This is a genomic window from Streptomyces sp. TG1A-8 (assembly GCF_030499535.1).
Classification (GTDB): domain Bacteria; phylum Actinomycetota; class Actinomycetes; order Streptomycetales; family Streptomycetaceae; genus Streptomyces.
Genome location: NZ_JASTLB010000001.1, coordinates 3555904 through 3573682, shown reverse-complemented (window position 1 = coordinate 3573682; position 17779 = coordinate 3555904). Strand labels below are relative to the sequence as shown.

The 17779-nt window shown below is 72.8% G+C and carries 11 protein-coding genes and 2 pseudogenes; 7 read left to right on the top strand and 6 right to left on the bottom strand.

What is annotated here, in order from left to right; translation table 11 throughout:
- Positions 1 to 38 precede the first annotated feature (38 nt).
- Entirely contained in the window at positions 39 to 1931 is a 1893-nt protein-coding gene (locus QQY24_RS15435) for an NHL domain-containing thioredoxin family protein (RefSeq protein ID WP_301973263.1), read from the top strand.
- 572 nt (positions 1932 to 2503) lie between these two features.
- Here QQY24_RS15435 and QQY24_RS15430 read toward each other — a convergent pair.
- The 3 genes from QQY24_RS15430 to QQY24_RS15420 form a co-directional block, all read right to left on the bottom strand.
- A complete protein-coding gene (locus tag QQY24_RS15430) occupies positions 2504 to 2752 on the bottom strand; it encodes a DUF6458 family protein (protein ID WP_301976257.1) in 249 nt (82 codons plus the stop codon).
- Between the two features lie 108 nt (positions 2753 to 2860).
- Positions 2861 to 4159: a M18 family aminopeptidase gene (locus QQY24_RS15425; RefSeq protein WP_301973262.1), complete on the bottom strand. Its 1299-nt coding sequence runs from the start codon at positions 4157 to 4159 to the stop codon at positions 2861 to 2863.
- A gap of 122 nt (positions 4160 to 4281) precedes the next feature.
- Positions 4282 to 6108 carry an acyl-CoA dehydrogenase gene (locus QQY24_RS15420; protein ID WP_301973261.1) on the bottom strand — a complete coding sequence of 609 codons (1827 nt, stop codon included), beginning with the start codon at positions 6106 to 6108 and terminating at the stop codon, positions 4282 to 4284.
- Between the two features lie 143 nt (positions 6109 to 6251).
- Here QQY24_RS15420 and QQY24_RS15415 point away from each other — a divergent pair, with 143 nt between their 5' ends.
- From QQY24_RS15415 to QQY24_RS15405, 3 genes are all read left to right on the top strand, one after another.
- Positions 6252 to 6734 carry an SseB family protein gene (locus QQY24_RS15415; RefSeq protein WP_301973260.1) on the top strand — a complete coding sequence of 161 codons (483 nt, stop codon included), beginning with the start codon at positions 6252 to 6254 and terminating at the stop codon, positions 6732 to 6734.
- 146 nt (positions 6735 to 6880) lie between these two features.
- A complete protein-coding gene (locus QQY24_RS15410) occupies positions 6881 to 7858 on the top strand; it encodes a pirin family protein (protein WP_301973259.1) in 978 nt (325 codons plus the stop codon).
- A gap of 232 nt (positions 7859 to 8090) precedes the next feature.
- Complete coding sequence (locus QQY24_RS15405) at positions 8091 to 9155, top strand: AI-2E family transporter (RefSeq protein WP_301973258.1); 1065 nt, start codon at positions 8091 to 8093, stop codon at positions 9153 to 9155.
- On the opposite strand, the pseudogene QQY24_RS15400 reads toward QQY24_RS15405, so the two are convergent.
- Positions 9107 to 10974: pseudogene (locus QQY24_RS15400) on the bottom strand (SpoIIE family protein phosphatase). The gene QQY24_RS15405 and the pseudogene QQY24_RS15400 sit on opposite strands and share 49 nt — an antisense overlap.
- A 171-nt stretch (positions 10975 to 11145) precedes the next feature.
- Between QQY24_RS15400 and aspS the strand changes: the two are divergent.
- The 3 genes and pseudogenes from aspS to QQY24_RS15385 all read left to right on the top strand — a co-directional run bounded on the left by aspS (position 11146) and on the right by QQY24_RS15385 (position 13534).
- Positions 11146 to 12909 carry an aspartate--tRNA ligase gene (gene aspS / locus QQY24_RS15395; RefSeq protein WP_301973257.1) on the top strand — a complete coding sequence of 588 codons (1764 nt, stop codon included), beginning with the start codon at positions 11146 to 11148 and terminating at the stop codon, positions 12907 to 12909.
- A gap of 173 nt (positions 12910 to 13082) precedes the next feature.
- A pseudogene (locus tag QQY24_RS15390) lies at positions 13083 to 13328 on the top strand (Scr1 family TA system antitoxin-like transcriptional regulator); the annotation flags it as partial.
- Positions 13325 to 13534, top strand: coding sequence for a DUF397 domain-containing protein (locus QQY24_RS15385; RefSeq protein WP_301973256.1), 210 nt, complete (start codon positions 13325 to 13327; stop codon positions 13532 to 13534). The pseudogene QQY24_RS15390 and the gene QQY24_RS15385, both read left to right, overlap by 4 nt.
- A 157-nt stretch (positions 13535 to 13691) precedes the next feature.
- On the opposite strand, the gene metG is transcribed toward QQY24_RS15385, so the two are convergent.
- Both metG and QQY24_RS15375 read right to left on the bottom strand, forming a co-directional pair.
- Positions 13692 to 15410 (bottom strand): methionine--tRNA ligase, encoded by a 1719-nt coding sequence (gene metG / locus QQY24_RS15380; protein ID WP_301973255.1) that lies wholly within the window; start codon positions 15408 to 15410, stop codon positions 13692 to 13694.
- Between the two features lie 119 nt (positions 15411 to 15529).
- On the bottom strand, positions 15530 to 17542 hold the full coding sequence (locus tag QQY24_RS15375) for a VWA domain-containing protein (protein WP_301973254.1): 2013 nt from the start codon (positions 17540 to 17542) through the stop codon (positions 15530 to 15532).
- Between the last annotated feature and the right edge of the window lie 237 nt (positions 17543 to 17779).

Genomic DNA, 17779 nt, shown 5'->3' with positions numbered 1-17779 from the left:
GCGGGACCCGGCGCACGGGCGGATGGCAAGCTTGACGCATGAACGATGCCGTCTCGACGTCCGCCCCCGCGCCCGTGCGCCGCCGTGCCCGTGTCCGCGCCCCCGAGCTGACCGGCAAGGGCGGCTGGCTGAACACCGGGGGCAAGCAGTACGCGCTGGCCGACCTGCGCGGACGCATCGTCGTCCTGGACTTCTGGACGTTCTGCTGCGTGAACTGCCTGCACGTCCTGGACGAGCTGCGGGAGCTGGAGGAGAGGCACCGGGACACCGTGGTGGTGGTCGGGGTCCACTCGCCGAAGTTCGTGCACGAGGCGGACCACCGGGCGGTCGTGGACGCCGTGGAGCGCTACGGCGTGGAGCACCCGGTGCTGGACGATCCGGAGCTGACGACCTGGAAGCAGTACGCGGTGCGGGCCTGGCCGACGCTCGTCGTGATCGACCCCGAGGGGTACGTCGTCGCCCAGCACGCGGGCGAGGGGCACGTGCACGCCATCGAGCGGCTGGTGGCGGAGCTGGAGGCCGAGCACGGGGCCAGGGGCACCCTGCGCCGCGGCGACGGACCGTACGTGCCGCCGGAGCCGGAGCCGACGGTGCTGCGCTTCCCGGGCAAGGCGCTGCTGCTGCCGGGCGGGACGTTCCTGGTCAGCGACACCACCCGGCACCAGCTGGTGGAGCTGGCCGAGGACGCGGAGACGGTGGTGCGCCGCATCGGCACCGGTGCGCGCGGGTTCGCCGACGGCGGCCCCGGGGAGGCGTCCTTCAACGAGCCGCAGGGCCTCGCCCTGCTCGGCGACGGCACGTCCGTGGTCGTCGCCGACACCGTCAACCACGCCCTGCGCCGCCTGGACCTCGCCTCCGGGCGGGTGACCACCCTGGCCGGCACCGGCAGGCAGTGGTGGCAGGGGTCCCCGACCGCCGGACCGGCCCGCGAGGTGGACCTGTCCTCGCCCTGGGACGTGGCGGTCTTCGGCGGCAGGGTGTGGATCGCCATGGCGGGCGTCCACCAGCTGTGGACGTACGACCCGGACGCGCGGACCGTCGCCGTGGCGGCGGGCACCACCAACGAGGGACTGGTGGACGGGCCCGGCGCCGAGGCCTGGTTCGCACAGCCCTCCGGGCTCGCGGCCACCGCCGACCGGCTCTGGCTCGCCGACTCCGAGACCTCGGCCCTGCGCTGGGTGGACCCGGACGGACACGTCCACACCGCCGTCGGCACCGGCCTGTTCGACTTCGGCCACCGGGACGGGGCCGCCGGGCAGGCGCTGTTCCAGCACCCGCTGGGCGTCACCGCCCTCCCGGACGGCTCGGTCGCCGTCGCCGACACCTACAACCACGCACTGCGCCGCTACGACCCCTCGACCGGCGAGGTGACGACGCTCGCCACCGATCTGCGGGAGCCCAGCGACGCCGTGCTGGCGGGCGACGACATCGTGGTCGTGGAGTCGGCGCGGCACCGCCTGACCCGGCTGCGACTGCCCGAGGAGTCGGTCCGCGTGGAGGCGGTCGCCCACCGCACGCGGCGGGCGGCGACGGAGGTCGCCCCCGGCAGGCTGCGGCTCGACGTGGTCTTCCAGGCCCCGGCGGGCCAGAAGCTCGACACCAGGTACGGGCCCTCGACCCGCCTGCTGGTCTCCGCCACCCCGCCCGGGCTGCTGCTGGGGGGCGCGGGCGCGGGTACGGACCTGTCCCGCGAACTGGAACTGGACCCGGCGGTCGGCGAGGGCGTCCTGCACGTCTCCGCGATGGCCGCGAGCTGCGACGACGACCCGGCCAACGAGTACCCGGCCTGCCACGTCCACCAGCAGGACTGGGGCGTCCCCGTCCGCCTCGCCGAGGGCGCGACGGACCGCCTGCCCCTGGTCCTGGCCGGACTGGACGCCGAGGCGGACAGCGGGACGACCACCGACGCGGATCCGCCGGGCCGGGGCTGAGCCCGCCGGTCCGGGGCCGAGCCGCCGGGTCCGGACGGGGGCTCGTGGGCCGGTGCCGGGGCGTGCCGGGCCCGGGCGGGGGCGTGCCGGCCCGGGCGTGAGCCGACGGGGCCGGCCTCGGGCCTGCCGGGCCGGGGCCGCGTGGTTCGAATCGAAGCCGTCGGCCCGGGCCGGTTCCTGCCGGGCCTGCAGCCGGAAGCCGTCGGCCGGGAGGGGGCTCGCCGGGCCGGGGTCGACCGCTGCGGGCGCGGGCGCGGGCCCGGGCCCGCCGGGGAACGGGCGGGGCCCGGTGTGCCGTGCCGGTGAGCGGTCCCGGGGCGGGGGCCCCGCGGGGCCCCTTCGTGCGTCGCGTGCGGGGTGGTGCGGCGCCGTGGCGTGCCGCCGCCGGCCGCGCCCGCCTGACGTCCGGGGTGCGGCGGGGGCGGTTCGTGCGGTGCCGGTGTCCTGGGCGGCCAGGACGTCACGGCCGCCGGGAAGGAGCAGGCCCCGGGTGACGGCCCGGGCGCGGTCGCCCGCCCTTTCGCGCGTGTTGCTCTCGGTGCGGAGGAGCAGTGCGTCGTGGGCCGCGGCCGTCAGACGCCGTAGCCGTCGCTGTAACCGCCGTGGTGGTGGCGCGGCTCCTCCTCGACGACCGGCGTCGCCGTCGGGACCACGACCCGCCGGCGGCGCGCGATGCCGCTGAACGTCGCGATGCCGATCAGGCCGACGGCCATCAGGATGACGCCGACGAGATCGAGGTTGACGCCCTGCATGTGCCAATCGGTCGCGAACGTGAGGATGGCTCCCACGGCGATGAGGATGATGCACCCGCCGAGGCCCATAATCGTCGCCTCCCCTTTCGGATCCGGAATTTCCGGTGTCCTCCGGGTACCCGGCGCCGCCCCGGGCATGCCAGGGACGGCTCTTGACGGGCGGTCAGGAGCGCCGGCTCAGTCCTCCAGGAACGCCGTCAGCGCGTTGGCCAGCAGGAACGGGTCGTCGGCGCCGCACAGTTCGCGCGCGCTGTGCATCGACAGGATCGCCACGCCGATGTCGACGGTGCTGATGCCGTGCCGGGCCGCGGTGATCGGGCCGATGGTGGTGCCGCAGGGCATCGAGTTGTTGGAGACGAACGACTGGAAGGGCACGCCGGCCCGCTCGCAGGCGGCGGCGAACACCGCGCGGCCCGAACCGTCCGTGGCGTAGCGGTTGTTGACGTTGACCTTGATGATCGGGCCGCCGTTGACCCGGGGGTGGTGCGTCGGGTCGTGCCGCTCCGCGTAGTTGGGGTGCACGGCGTGCCCCGTGTCCGAGGACAGGCAGACGGTGCCGGCGAAGGAACGGGCCCGGTCCTCGTAGGATCCGCCGCGCGCGAACACCGAGCGCTCCAGCACCGTGCCGAGCAGCGGGCCGTCCGCGCCGGTGTCCGACTGCGAGCCGTTCTCCTCGTGGTCGAAGGCGGCCAGCACGGGGATGCGGGTGAGCCGGGCGCCGCAGGTGGCGGCGGCGACCAGGGCGGCGGTGCCCGCGTGCACCGAGAGCAGGTTGTCCATCCGGGGGCCGGCCACCAGCTCCCGGTGCCGGCCGAGGTAGGCGGGCGCCTCCACCGGGTGCACCATGAGGTCCCAGCCGGCCACCGAGCCCGGCGCCAGGCGGGCCTCCTCCTCCAGGAAGGCGATCAGGTCGCCGTCGCGCAGGTCGTCGCCGAGGCCCCACACCGGCTGCAGGTGGCGCTGCTTGTCCAGCTTCAGCCCGTCGGCGGTCACGTTGCGGTCCAGGTGGATGGCGAGCTGGGGCACCCGCAGCAGCGGCCGGGCCACGTCGACCAGCACCGTGCTGCCGTCGCGCAGGGTCAGCCGGCCCGCCAGGCCCAGGTCCCGGTCGAGCCAGGAGTTCAGCAGGGGGCCGCCGTAGACCTCCACCGCGACCTGCCGCCAGCCGTGCGCGCCGCTGTCCGGCCGCGGCTTGACCCGCAGGTTCGGCGAGTCGGTGTGCGCGCCGACGATCCGGTAGGGCGTGTGCGGGGCCGCGTCCTCGGGGACGTACCAGGCGACGACCGCCCCGCCCCGCAGGACGTACCTGCCACCGCTCGACCCATCCCAGGCGTCCGTCTCCGCGACCTGCCGGAAGCCCGCCTTCTCCAGCCGCTCGGCGGTGTTCGCCACGGCGTGGTACGGCGTCGGGCTCGCCGTCAGGAAGGACATCAGGTCGTCGGTGTGGCCGCGGTCGAAGCGGACTGGTGCGCTCATGGCTTTACCTTAACGACGTGCGCGGGCCCGTCCCCGGTGGAGGGGAACGGGCCCGCGCGGTCATCCGGTGGTCGTGCGGTCCGCCGGCCGCGGGGCCGGCCCGGAGCGGGTCCGGGAGCCGGTCAGAACGCGGCCTCGTCCAGCTCCATCAGGTCCAGCGCGACGTTCTCCGCGACCTTGCGGGCCAGGGTCACGCCCGGCAGGACGTTGGCCGCGAAGAACTTCGCCGCCGCGATCTTGCCGGTGTAGAACGCCTTGTCCTTCGCCGAGGCCGTCTGGAGCTTCTCGGCGGCGATGGCGGCGCCCTTCAGCAGCAGGTAGCCGACGACCACGTCCCCGGAGGCCAGCAGCAGGCGGGTGGTGTTCAGGCCCACCTTGTAGATGTTCTTCACGTCCTGCTCGGTGGCCGCGAGGTCGGTCAGCATCAGGCCGACGACCGCCTCCAGCTCCACGGCGGCCTTGGCCAGCTGCTCGCGGGCGCCCGCCAGCTCCTCGCCGCCGGTGCCGAGGGCCAGGAACTTCTTGATGTCCTCGGCGAGGGAGTTCAGCGCGGCGCCCTGGTTGCGGACGATCTTCCGGAAGAAGAAGTCCTGGCCCTGGATGGCCGTGGTGCCCTCGTACAGGGTGTCGATCTTGGAGTCGCGGATGTACTGCTCGATCGGGTACTCCTGCAGGAAGCCGGAGCCGCCGAAGGTCTGCAGCGACTGGGCGAGCTGCTCGTAGGCCTTCTCGGAGCCGTAGCCCTTGACGATCGGCAGAAGCAGGTCGTTCAGGGCGTGCTCGGCGGAGGCGTCCTCGCCGTTGGCCTCCTTGACCTGGATCTCGTCCTGGACCGAGGCGGTGTACATCACCAGGGCGCGCATGCCCTCCGCGTACGCCTTCTGCGTCATCAGCGAGCGGCGCACGTCGGGGTGGTGGGTGATGGTGACCTTGGGCGCGGTCTTGTCCATGAAGTCGGCCAGGTCCGGGCCCTGGACGCGCTCCTTGGCGTACTCCAGCGCGTTGAGGTAGCCGGTGGAGAGCGTGGAGATCGCCTTCGTGCCGACCATCATGCGGGCGAACTCGATGATGCGGAACATCTGGCGGATGCCGTCGTGCTTGTCGCCGATCAGCCAGCCCTTGGCGGGGTGCTTGTCGCCGAACGTCATCTCGCAGGTGTTGGAGGCCTTCAGGCCCATCTTGTGCTCGACGTTCGTGGCGTAGACGCCGTTGCGCTCGCCCAGCTCGCCGGTCTCGAAGTCGAAGAGGTACTTCGGGACGAGGAAGAGCGACAGGCCCTTGGTGCCGGGGCCGGCGCCCTCGGGACGCGCGAGCACGTAGTGGAGGATGTTCTCCGACATGTCGTGCTCGCCCGAGGTGATGAAGCGCTTGACGCCCTCGATGTGCCAGGAGCCGTCCTCCTGCTGCACGGCCCTGGTGCGGCCGGCGCCGACGTCCGAGCCGGCGTCCGGCTCGGTGAGGACCATCGTGGAGCCCCACTGCCTGTCCACGGCGATCCTGGCGACGTGCTTCTGGACCTCGTTGCCCTCCTCGAAGAGGATGCCGGCGAACGCGGGGCCGGAGGAGTACATCCACACGGCCGGGTTGGCGCCCAGGATCAGCTCCGCGTAGGCCCAGATGAGGGAGCGGGGCGAGGTGGTGCCGCCGATCTCCTCGGGCAGGCCGAGGCGCCAGTACTCGGAGTCCATGAACGCCTGGTAGCTCTTCTTGAAGGACGCGGGGACCGGCGCGGTGTTGGTCTCCGGGTCGAAGACCGGCGGGTTGCGGTCGGCGTCGGCGAAGGACGCGGCCAGCTCGTTCTCCGAGAGGCGGGTCAGCTCCTCCAGGACGCTCCTGGCGGTCTCGGTGTCCATCTCCTCGAAGGGCCCGGTGCCGTACACCTTGTCGCGCCCCAGTACTTCGAAGAGGTTGAACTCGATGTCGCGGAGATTGGACTTGTAGTGCCCCATGGCGACGGCTCCGTAAAGGACTCGGCGAGGCACTGGCTCCTCGCATCTGGTTCAGGTACCAACAAGTAGGTACGATGATGCTACCCGTCGGTAATAAGATGCAACCCGGTTCCGGCCATCTGTGACTCGTTACTCTTTGGGGCATGTACGGATACGGCCAGCCCATGGACGGCGGCGCCGCGCAGCAGCAGTACGCCCCGCCGCAGCAGCAGATGCCGGGCGGTGCCGGCGGGTACGGCCAGCAGCCGCCGCTCTACCCGGAGCCGTCCCCGCCCTCGCTCGCGGACGCGGTGCGCGCCTTCACCACCGGGCAGATGTCCGCCGAGGACTTCCAGCAGGTCTTCGCCACGTCCAAGGTGTACTGCCCGCGCGGCGACACCCCCGGCTTCCTCGCCCTGCACAACACCCAGCAGCCGGTGATCCCCATGTTCACCTCGCTCAAGGAGTTGCGCCGGTACGCGGGCAAGGAGTCGAAGTACTTCGTCATCACCGGCGCCGAGGTGATCGACCTGCTGCCGACGGGCTACGGCTTCGTCCTGGACATGGAGGGCGAGCACCGGATGGTGTTCGACGCCAAGGCGGTGGAGCAGATGGTCGACTTCGCGATGCGGCGGATGTACGGCTGAGGCGCCGCGGCCGTGCGGACGGCGTCCGCGCCGCCGGGGTGCACCCGGGCCCGGAGGGAATGCCCTCCGGGCCCGTCGCGTTGTGAGTGGCAGAAAGTTCAACGCTCAACTAAAGTGGGACGCACGCCGCCCAAGGAGGTACCGACATGCCCGCTGTGACCGTCGAGAACCCGCTGACGCTGCCCCGCGTGGCCGCTGCCGCCGACGCGGTGGCCCGTCCCGTGCTCGCCGTCACGACCGCGCCGAGCGGTTTCGAGGGCGAGGGCTTCCCGGTGCGCCGGGCGTTCGCCGGGATCAACTACCACCACCTGGACCCGTTCATCATGATGGACCAGATGGGCGAGGTGGAGTATCAGCCTGGGGAGCCGAAGGGGACCCCCTGGCACCCGCACCGCGGCTTCGAGACCGTCACCTACATCATCGACGGGATCTTCGACCACCAGGACTCCAACGGCGGTGGCGGCACCATCACCAACGGCGACACCCAGTGGATGACCGCGGGCTCGGGCCTGCTGCACATCGAGGCGCCGCCGGAGCACCTGGTCATGTCCGGTGGTCTCTTCCACGGGCTCCAGCTGTGGGTCAACCTCCCCGCCAGGGACAAGATGATGGCCCCCCGCTACCAGGACATCCGCGGCGGCAGCGTCCAGCTCCTCACCTCCCCCGACGGCGGCGCGCTGCTGCGCGTCATCGCCGGTGAGCTGGACGGGCACGCCGGGCCCGGCATCACGCACACGCCGATCACGATGATCCACGCGACCCTCGCCCCGGGCGCCGAGGTCACCCTGCCCTGGCGCGAGGACTTCAACGGCCTGGCCTACGTCCTCGCCGGCCGCGGCAGCGCCGGCACGGAGCGCCGGCCGGTCCACGGCGGCCAGACCGCCGTGTTCGGCGCCGGTTCCTCGCTGACCGTCCGCGCCGACGAGCGACAGGACTCCCACACGCCCGACCTGGAGGTCGTCCTCCTCGGCGGGCAGCCGATCCGCGAGCCGATGGCCCACTACGGCCCGTTCGTCATGAACACCCGGGAAGAGCTCCAGCAGGCCTTCGAGGACTTCCAGAAGGGCCGACTGGGCAGCGTCCCGGCCGTCCACGGCATGACGGGGAGCGGCCCGCAGGCCTGACGCCCCCTCCCCGGCGCCGGGCACCGCTCCGTTCGGCGCCCGCGCCGGGCACCGCCACCGATCCCACGGGCGGCCGCCGGCGCCGCTCCTGCGCCGGGCACCGCCACGACCGGCACCGCCACGACCGACACGGCAACCGCCGCCGGCGCCCGCGCCGGCGTGCGGCAGCCGCCGTCACCCGGCCGGCCCGGCCGCGCAGGACAGCCGGGCCCGGACATGATCGGCTGGACGGGTGCACGTGCTGCCCGAACCCGTCCGCCGGCTCGCCGCCTGGTGCGCCGTGCTGCTGCTCGTGGCCGGGGTCGGGTGGATCGGCGCGCGGCTGTGCGCGGAGTTGCGCACGGCCGTCGTCCCGGTGCTGCTCGCGCTGCTCGGGACGGCCCTGCTCGGGCCGCTGCACCGGCGGCTCGTGGCGAGGGGGGTACAGCGGTCGCTGGCGGCCGGGCTGACCTGTGTGGCCGTCGTCGCCGTCGTCGGCGGTGCCGTGTACATCGTCGTCGCCGCGCTCGTCGACACCGGTGACCACATCCTCGCCGCGCTCCGGGAGGGCGCCAGGGCCGTCGCGCGGCACTTCGGGGCCGCCGGGACCGGACTGGACGACCTGGCCGCCAACGCCCGCGAGCTGCTCGGCAAGTTCGGCGGGACCGCCGCCTCCAACGTCATCAGCGGCGTCAGCGTGGTCGGCGAGAGCCTCGCCATGGCGGTGCTGGCGCTGCTGCTCGTCTTCTTCTTCCTGCGCGATTCCCCCCGGGCCGTCAAGGGCATCAGGTCCCTCGCCCCCGGCGGCACCGCCGACACCCTGGAGGCCATCGCCCGGCGCGCCTTCGAGGCGGTGGAGGGCTTCATGCGCGGCACGACCCTCATCGCCCTCATCGACGCCCTCTGCATCACCGTCGGCCTGCTGGTCCTGCGGGTGCCCGGCGCGATCGGCCTCGGCGCGCTCGTCTTCGTCGGCGCCTACATCCCCTACCTCGGCGCCTTCATCTCCGGTGCGGTGGCCGTGCTGGTCGCGCTCGCCGACCGCGGCCTCGTCATCGCCCTGTGGGCGCTCGGTGTGGTCCTCGCCGTCCAGGTGCTGGAGGGACACGTGCTGCAGCCGATGATCCAGAGCCGGACCGTGCAGATGCATCCGGCGGCCGTGCTGCTGGCGATCACCGCCGGCGCTTCCGTCGCGGGCATCCTCGGCATGCTGCTCGCGGTGCCGCTGACCGCGGCCGGCTTCGGCGTGCTGCACGAACTGCGCACGCGCTACGAGTCCGGGCCGGCCCCGGACACCGTCCCCGGCCCGGACTCGTAGAGCTCGAACCAGATGCCCTTGCCCTCGCCGCGCGGCTCCACCCCCCACTCGTTCGCCAGCATCTCGATCAGCACCAGGCCGCGTCCGGAGGAGGCCAGCTCGCCGGGCCGACGCTTGTGCGGCAGGTCGTCGCCCGCATCCTTGACCTCCACCCGCAGCCGGCGCCCGCCCGTCCCGCCGATGACCTCGGCGAGCAGCAGCGCGTCGGCCAGCGCCTGCAGGCCGCCGTCGCCGGACGCCCCGCGGGGGTCGAAGTCCTCCAGGATCGCGCGGATGCGCCGCCAGCCGCTGTCCAGGTCCTGGCCGCCGGTCTCGATCAGGCCGTCGGTGCAGATCATCATGGTCTCGCCGGGCTCCAGCGCGAACCGGGTCGTCGGGTAGTCGGCGTCCGGGTCCACGCCCAGCGGCAGCCCGCCCGCGGTCGGCCGCATGATCACCGTGCCGTCCGCCAGGCGGATCGCCGGGTCGGGGTGGCCCGCGCGGGCGACCTCCAGCACGCCCGTCACCGGATCGGCCTCCACGTACAGGCAGGTCGCGAAGCGCAGGTCGGTCAGGTGCTCGTCATGGGTGATGCCGTGCAGGAAGCGGGAGGCGCGGGTCAGGACCGCGTCCGGGCGGTGGCCCTCGGAGGCGTACGCGCGCAGGGCGATCCGCAACTGGCCCATCAGGCCGGCCGCCCGCACGTCGTGACCCTGCACGTCCCCGATGACCAGCGCGAAGCGTCCCGTCCCGGACTTCGCCCCGGAAGGCGCCCCCGGGCAGCGGGATCATGTCGTACCAGTCCCCGCCGACCTGCAGGCCCCCGCCGGTCGGGACGTAGCGGGCGGCGACGCCCATGCCCGGGATCCGGGGGCCCGGCGAGGGCAGCATGGAGCGCTGCAGGCCCTCGGCCAGCTCCCGCTGGGACTCCGCGGCACCGGCCCGGGACAGGGCCTGGGCGAGCATCCGGGCGACCGTCGTCAGCACCGCCCGCTCGTCGGGCGTGAAGGCCACCGGGTAGGTGAAGGCCGCCAGCCAGGCGCCCATGGTGCGCCCGGCCGCCGTCAGCGGCAGGAAGGCCCAGGAGTGGCGGCCGGGGTGCCGGGCGAGCGGCCAGGCGGCCGGGTAGCGGGCCCGGTACTCCTCGGGGGAGGAGAGGTAGACGGCGCGGCCGGTCCGCACGACCTCGGCCGCCGGGTACGGCGTGCTCAGCGGTATGTCGGAGAAGGGGCCGACGTCACCGGACCGGTGCCCGTGCTGGCCGATGACCGTCAGCCGGTCGCCCTCCACCCCGAACACCGCGAGCCCGTTCGGGGAGAAGCCCGGCATCGACAGGCCGGCCGCGACCCGCAGCACCTCCTCGGTGGACCGCGCCTCCGCCAGCGCCCGGCCGGCGTCCAGCAGGAACGCCTCCCGCGAACGCCGCCAGTCCCCGGTGACCGCGCTGCGGGCCGCCGCCGTGCCCGGGGCCGGCTCGGTGACCTCCTGGAGGGTGCCGATCAGTTCGTAGGCGTGCCGTTCGGGGTCGAAGGACGCTTTGGAGCGGCTGCGGACGACCCGCAGGATCCGTCCCCACTCGTCCACGATCCGGATGCGCACCTCGGCGAGCGTGTCCTCGGCGACCGCGAGCCGCACCACTCCGGTGGTCTCGTTCCTAGTCCACCGGGTGCAGCCGGGCGCGGGCCTGGGCCTCGGTGAGCGTGGCGGGCTCGGCGGGCAGCCCGAGCAGCCGTGCCGCCTCCGCGGTGACCAGCCCGGTGGCGGTGTTCCGATGCCACAGCCCGGTCGCCAGGGTGGTGAGGACGTCCCCGACGGCGGGAAGGGGCTCGCCCGTGCGCATTGCCCCACTTTGTGGAGATGTCGTCGGGACCTGCCACCGTAGGTGGTCCCCCGTCCGCGGTGGGGAGCCGATCTTGGGGTGCCCGGTACCCTTGATGGGTCCGGGCCCCGTGCCCGTTCCCGCCGGGGGAGCACTCCCGGCACACCCACGAACGAAGGACGATGAACGACGATGCATCGGTACAGGTCCCACACCTGCGGCCAGCTCCGCGCCTCCGACGTCGGCACCGACGTCCGGCTGAGCGGCTGGCTGCACAATCGGCGCGACCTGGGCGGCATCCTCTTCATCGATCTGCGCGACCACTACGGCATCACGCAGTTGGTCGCCCGCCCCGGCACGCCCGCGTACGAGGCGCTGGACAAGGTTTCCAAGGAGTCCACGGTCCGCGTCGACGGCGCGGTTGTTTCACGTGGAACCGAGAACGTCAACCCTGACCTGCCCACCGGCGAGATCGAGGTCGAGGTGGCCGAGGTCGAGCTGCTGGGCGCCGCCGCCCCGCTTCCCTTCACCATCAACACCGAGGACGGGGTCAACGAGGAGCGGCGCCTGGAGTACCGCTTCCTGGACCTGCGCCGCGAGCGCATGCACCGCAACATCATGTTGCGCACGCAGGTCATCTCGGCCATCCGGCAGAAGATGAGCGCCCTGGGCTTCAACGAGATGGCGACCCCGATCCTGACGGCCACCTCCCCCGAGGGCGCCCGTGACTTCGTGGTCCCCTCCCGGCTGCACCCGGGCAGGTTCTACGCCCTCCCGCAGGCCCCGCAGCAGTTCAAGCAGCTGCTGATGATTTCCGGCTTCGACCGCTACTTCCAGATCGCGCCCTGCTTCCGCGACGAGGACGCCCGCGCGGACCGCTCGCCGGGCGAGTTCTACCAGCTCGACGTCGAGATGAGCTTCGTCGAGCAGGAGGACGTCTTCCAGCCGATCGAGCGGTTGATGACCGAGCTGTTCACCGAGTTCGGCGGCGGGCGCGAGGTCACCTCCCCGTTCCCCCGCATCCCGTTCCGCGAGGCGATGCTGAAGTACGGCTCCGACAAGCCGGACCTGCGCGCCAAGCTGGAGCTGGTGGACATCACCGACGTCTTCGCGGGCTCGGAGTTCAAGGCGTTCGCGGGCAAGCACGTCCGGGCCCTGCCGGTGCCGGACGTGGCCGCGCAGCCCCGCAAGTTCTTCGACCAGCTCGGGGACTTCGCGGTGTCGCTGGGCGCGAAGGGCCTGGCCTGGGTCCGCGTCGGCGAGGACGGCACGCTGTCCGGCCCGATCGCCAAGTTCCTCACCGAGGAGAACGTGGCCGAGCTGACCAAGCGGCTGGCCCTGGCGCCCGGTCACGCGGTCTTCTTCGGCGCGGGCGCGTTCGACGAGGTCTCCAAGGTCATGGGGGCGGTCCGCGTCGAGGCGGCCAAGCGGGCCGGCCACTTCGAGGAGGACGTCTTCCGGTTCTGCTGGATCGTGGACTTCCCGATGTTCGAGAGGGACGAGGAGACCGGGAGGATCGACTTCTCGCACAACCCGTTCTCGATGCCCCAGGGCGGCATGGACGCGCTGGAGAACCAGGACCCGCTGGACATCCTGGCCTGGCAGTACGACATCGTCTGCAACGGCGTCGAGCTGTCCTCCGGCGCGATCCGGAACCACGAGCCGGACATCATGCTCAAGGCCTTCGAGATCGCGGGCTACGACCGGGAGACCACCGAGCGCGAGTTCGCCGGCATGCTCCGCGCGCTCCGCTTCGGCGCCCCGCCGCACGGCGGCATCGCCCCCGGTGTGGACCGCATCGTCATGCTCCTCGCGGACGAGCCCAACATCCGCGAGACGATCGCCTTCCCGCTCAACGGCAACGCCCAGGACCTGATGATGGGCGCCCCGACCGAGCTGGAGGAGACCCGCCTGCGCGAGCTGCACCTGGACATCCGCAGGCCGCAGCCGAAGTAGGGCACGAGCAGGGGCGGAAGGGCCCGGGACCGGCACCGGTCCCGGGCCCTTCCGTTCGCGCCCGGCGATCCACGGCTTCCCGCCGGGTTCCGCAGGTTCCGCCCGAAAGGTCCTGTGTGGGGTGTTCCGAAGCGCGCCGGAGTGGGTGGTGCGGGAGCGGGGGCGGGTTCCGGAACGTCACGCCTCAGGTGATGCCGACACACTGCGAGGTCCACCCGGGCCTGGACGGCAGGAACGAACTGCTGAAGTCCGAGGACGGCACGACCATGGGGCGCGCTGACGGCGCCTTCAACGGTCGGCCGACCTCCGATCCGAGGCAGCCGCGCATCCTCGAACTGCGCCCTGGCACCATTCGGGCGCAGGCTCTCCCCCCACAGGAGTCGCTGGCCTTCATCGAGCAACTGCTGGGAGACACATGATCCGCAAGGCCCCCGCCGGGGACGCTGCCGAACCGGCCTGGTTCAAGAGCAGCTACGGCGACGGCAACGAAGATGACTCCCGCGTCGAGCTTGCCGTCACCCCCGGCACCGTGCAGGTCCGCGACTCCAAGAACGTCGACGGTCCCCGTCTGGCGCTCACGCCCGGCGCGTGGGCGGACTTCGTGGCCTACGCGGCGGAACGCTGACCCGGCAACGGCACGCGCCCCGCACCCGGGTGTCACGAGGAGCGGGACGGGTCCCGGAGCGACGGTGAGCGGCCCCGCCGAGGCCTCCCGCGGCCGGGGCCCCTTCCTCGGCGGGGACACCCGTGGACGTCCGGCGACTGCGACTACCGGCGCCGGGTCACGCGGCCGGCTCGCCGCCGAAACGCTCCTTGTACGTCTCCAGGTCCTCGTCCGTGAGCTTGGCGAACAGGACCGGGGGGACCGTGAAGGGGGTGCCGGCGGGGACCGCGGTGAGGGACTCCGCCTCGTCCGCCGTCACCCAGGCCGCCGTGTCGTCCGGGAGGGAGAACGCCCGGCGCATGGCCGCCGACGTCGACGGGATGAAGGGCTCCGAGACCACCGCGTACAGGTGGATCAGGTTCATCGCCGTGCGCAGGGTGAGGGCCGCGCCGTCCTTGTCGGTCTTGATCTGGAGCCAGGGGGCCTTCTCCTCCAGGTAGGAGTTGCCGGCCGACCACAGGGCGCGCAGGGCCGCGGCGGCCTTGCGGAACTGCAGCGACTCCATGTGCGACTCGTACTCGGCCAGCAGCCCGGCGATCTCCCCGCCCAGACGGGCCTCCGCCTCGCCCGGCTCACCGCCGGCCGGGACCGCCTCCCCGAAGCGCTTCTTCGAGAAGGACAGCACGCGGTTGACGAAGTTGCCCAGGGTGTCGGCGAGGTCCTTGTTGACCGTGGAGGTGAAGTGCTCCCAGGTGAAGGAGGAGTCGTCCGACTCGGGGGCGTTGGCGATCAGGAAGTAGCGCCAGTAGTCGGCGGGGAGGATGTCCAGGGCCTGGTTGGTGAAGACACCGCGCTTCTGCGACGTGGAGAACTTGCCGCCGTAGTACGTCAGCCAGTTGAAGGCCTTGACGTAGTCGACCTTCTTCCACGGCTCGCGCACGCCCAGCTCGGTGGCCGGGAACATCACCGTGTGGAAGGGGACGTTGTCCTTGGCCATGAACTCGGTGTAGCGGACGGTGTCGTCCGCCTCGTACCACCAGGACCTCCAGTCCCGGTTCTCCGGGTCCCGGTCCGCCCATTCCTTCGTCGCGCCGATGTACTCGATCGGGGCGTCGAACCAGACGTAGAAGACCTTGCCCTCGGCCGCCAGCTCCGGCCAGGTGTCCGCCGGGACGGGGATGCCCCAGTCCAGGTCACGGGTGATCGCCCGGTCGTGCAGGCCCTCGTTCAGCCACTTGCGGGCGATGGAGGAGGCGAGCTGCGGCCAGTCCTCCTCGTGCCGGGAGACCCAGGCCTCGACCTCGTGCTGCAGCTTGGACTGGAGCAGGAAGAGGTGCTTGGTCTCCCTGACCTCCAGGTCCGTGGACCCGGAGATCGCCGAGCGCGGGTCGATCAGGTCGGTGGGGTCCAGGACGCGCGTGCAGTTCTCGCACTGGTCGCCGCGGGCCTTGTCGTAGCCGCAGTGCGGGCAGGTGCCCTCGACGTACCGGTCCGGCAGGAAGCGGCCGTCGGCGGGCGAGTAGACCTGGCGGATCGCCCGCTCCTCGATGAAGCCGTTCTCGTTCAGCCTGCGGGCGAAGTGCTGGGTGATCTCGACGTTCTGGGCGGAGGAGCTCCGGCCGAAGTAGTCGAACGCCAGGGCGAAGCCGTCGTAGATCGCCTTCTGGGCGTCGTGCGCCTGCGCGCAGAACGCGTCCACGGCGAGGCCCTGCTCCTTCGCCGCGAGTTCGGCGGGGGTGCCGTGCTCGTCCGTCGCGCAGATGTACAGGACGTCATGACCGCGCTGGCGGAGGTACCGGGAGTACACGTCCGCCGGGAGCATGGACCCCACCATGTTGCCCAGGTGCTTGATTCCGTTGATGTACGGAAGGGCGCTGGTGATGAGGTGTCGAGCCATCGGGGGGCTGCTCCCAGGTCGGTCGTCTTGCGAACCTTGAAATCGTAGCCGACACGGGAGGGCCGCCCGCTTCCCGTTCTGCGTGCCGGGAAGGGGCGGCCGGAGCGGATCCCCGTCGGTCAGGGGCGCCAGGAGGCCAGGACGCCTCCGTACAGCTCGGTGTCCGTCAGTTCGCGGGGGGCCGGGCCCGCGTGGAAGAAGGACGTGTTGTCGGTCTTCAGTTTGCGCAGGTAGTCGAAGGCCTTGTTGTCGTGCTCGCCGAAGGCGACGAAGGAGAAGAAGAGGGAGGGGTGGGTCTTCGCGGCCTCGGTGAGGGACTGGGTGGCCGGGGTCTTCGCGTCCGGGGCGCCGTCCGTCTGGAAGACCACCAGGGCGGGAGTGTCGCGGTCGCCCCCGTCGTGGTGGGCGACCACGGCCTCCACGGCGGCGTGGTAGCTGGTACGGCCCATGCGGCCGAGGCCGGCGTGGACGTCGTCGATCTTCGTCTCGTGGTCCGGGGTGAGGGTGAGGTCGGTGGTGCCGTCGACCTCCGTGGAGAAGAAGACGACGTGGACCGTGGCCTCGGGGTCCAGGTGGGCGGCCAGGGCCAGGGTCTGGTCGGCGAGGGCCTGGGCGGAGCCGTCCTTGTAGTACGGGCGCATGCTCGCGGAGCGGTCGAGCACGAGGTAGAGCTTCGCCCGGGTGCCGGTGAGGCCGGCCTTCCTGAGGGCGGTCGCGGCGGCCTTGTAGGCGGTGGTGAGGGAGGGGGTGCGGGACTTCACCCGGGCGAGGGGGATTGCGGGCCTGGCGGGGGCGGTGGGCTCCGCGTCCGGCTCGGTCTCGGGCTTTGCGTCCGGCGCGGGCGCGGGCGCGGGCTCGGTCTCGGGGTCCGGGGCCGCCTCCGGCTCGGGGTCCGGGGCCGCGTCGGGGGCCGCCTCTGCCTGCGGCTGGGGGTCCGCCCCGGCTTCGCCTTCGGCGGTGCCGTCCGCACCCGCACCACCGGTGCTGGTGCCGTTGCCGGCCGAGGGTGACCCCTGCGGGGCGTCCTCGCCGTCGGCGGCCGAGGGCTCGTCCGTCTCCGGCTCCGGCTCGGCGGGGGCCTCAACCGCGGCCTCCGGTTCGGGCGCGGGAGCTGCCTCGGCCGACGGCCCGGCTTCCGGGATCGCCTCGGGCTCGGGCTCGGGGGTGGCCTGGGGCTCGGGCTCAGGGGCCTCTTCGGTCTCCGGCTCGGGCCGCGGGGTGGCCCCGGCCTGAAGTTCGGCCTCGGGCTCGGGGGCGACCTGGGCCTCCGGCTCGGGGGTGGCCCCGGTCTCGGTCTCGGTCTCCGGTTCGGGGGCCGGGGCCGCCCCGCTCTCGGGCTCGGGCTCGGGGTCCGTTTCGGTTTCCGGCTCCGGGGCCGGGATCACCTCGGCCTCGGGGGCGGCTTCGGCCGTGGTCTCCGGCTCGGGGATCGTCTCGTCCTCGACCTCAGCCTCGGTCTCCGGCTCGGGGGCGGCCTCGGCTTCGGCCGCGGTCTCCGGCTCGCGCGTTGCCCCGGCCTGGGGGGTGGCCTCGGGCTCCGGGGTCGCTTCCTCCTGGAGTTCAACCGCGGGGGTGGCCTCGGCCTCCGGCTCGGGGGTGGCCTCGGCCCCGGTTCCGGCCTCCGGTTCCGGGGTCGCCTCGGGCTCGGGTTCGGGGGTGACTCCGGTCCGGAACTCGGGCTCGGGGACCGTTTCGGTCTCCGGCTCGGGCTCCGGGGCCGCTCCGCCACGGGGTTCGACCGCGGGGGCGGCCTCGGGCTCCGGCTCGGGGGCGGCCTCGGGCTGGGGGGTGGCTTCAGAGGTGGTGCCGGCCTCCGGGGCCGTCTCCCGTTCCTGCTCCGTGGCCGTTTCCGGCTCAGGGGTGCCGTCGGCCGGTCCCGGGTCTCTCTGCTGCCTGGGTACCGCCACGTTGTCGAAGGCCAAGGAGACCAGTTCGTGTTCCTCGGAGGTGGAGGTGGAGGTGGAGGTGGAGGTAGAAGTACGGGGTTCCGGGATCTGGGGGGTGGTGGTCGGATCGGGGGCGGGCGAGGGCTCCGGCGCCGTGGAGGTCGGCTCCTGGGTCGCATCCTCTGCCTCGGCGGTTCGCCCCTTGCGTCGGCCGAATGCGTTCCGCAGTCGAGTGAGAATGCCCATGTGCGCAACCCTTCGCGTGAGGTGATGCCCGTCAATCCCTGGCCAGGACGGACACGTAAGGTTAGCGGCCCCGAGTTGGGTTCCGGCCAAGCGTGAACCCTCGACGCGGTGGGGCGGCGGAGCCCGCGGACGCCGGGTGTCCGTGTCACCCCGTCGGAACGCGGTGGCAGTCGTCGGTCCCCGGGGAGCCGGCCGGGCCCGCCGTCCGGTCCGGGCGCCCGTTCCGAGCGGTGGCAG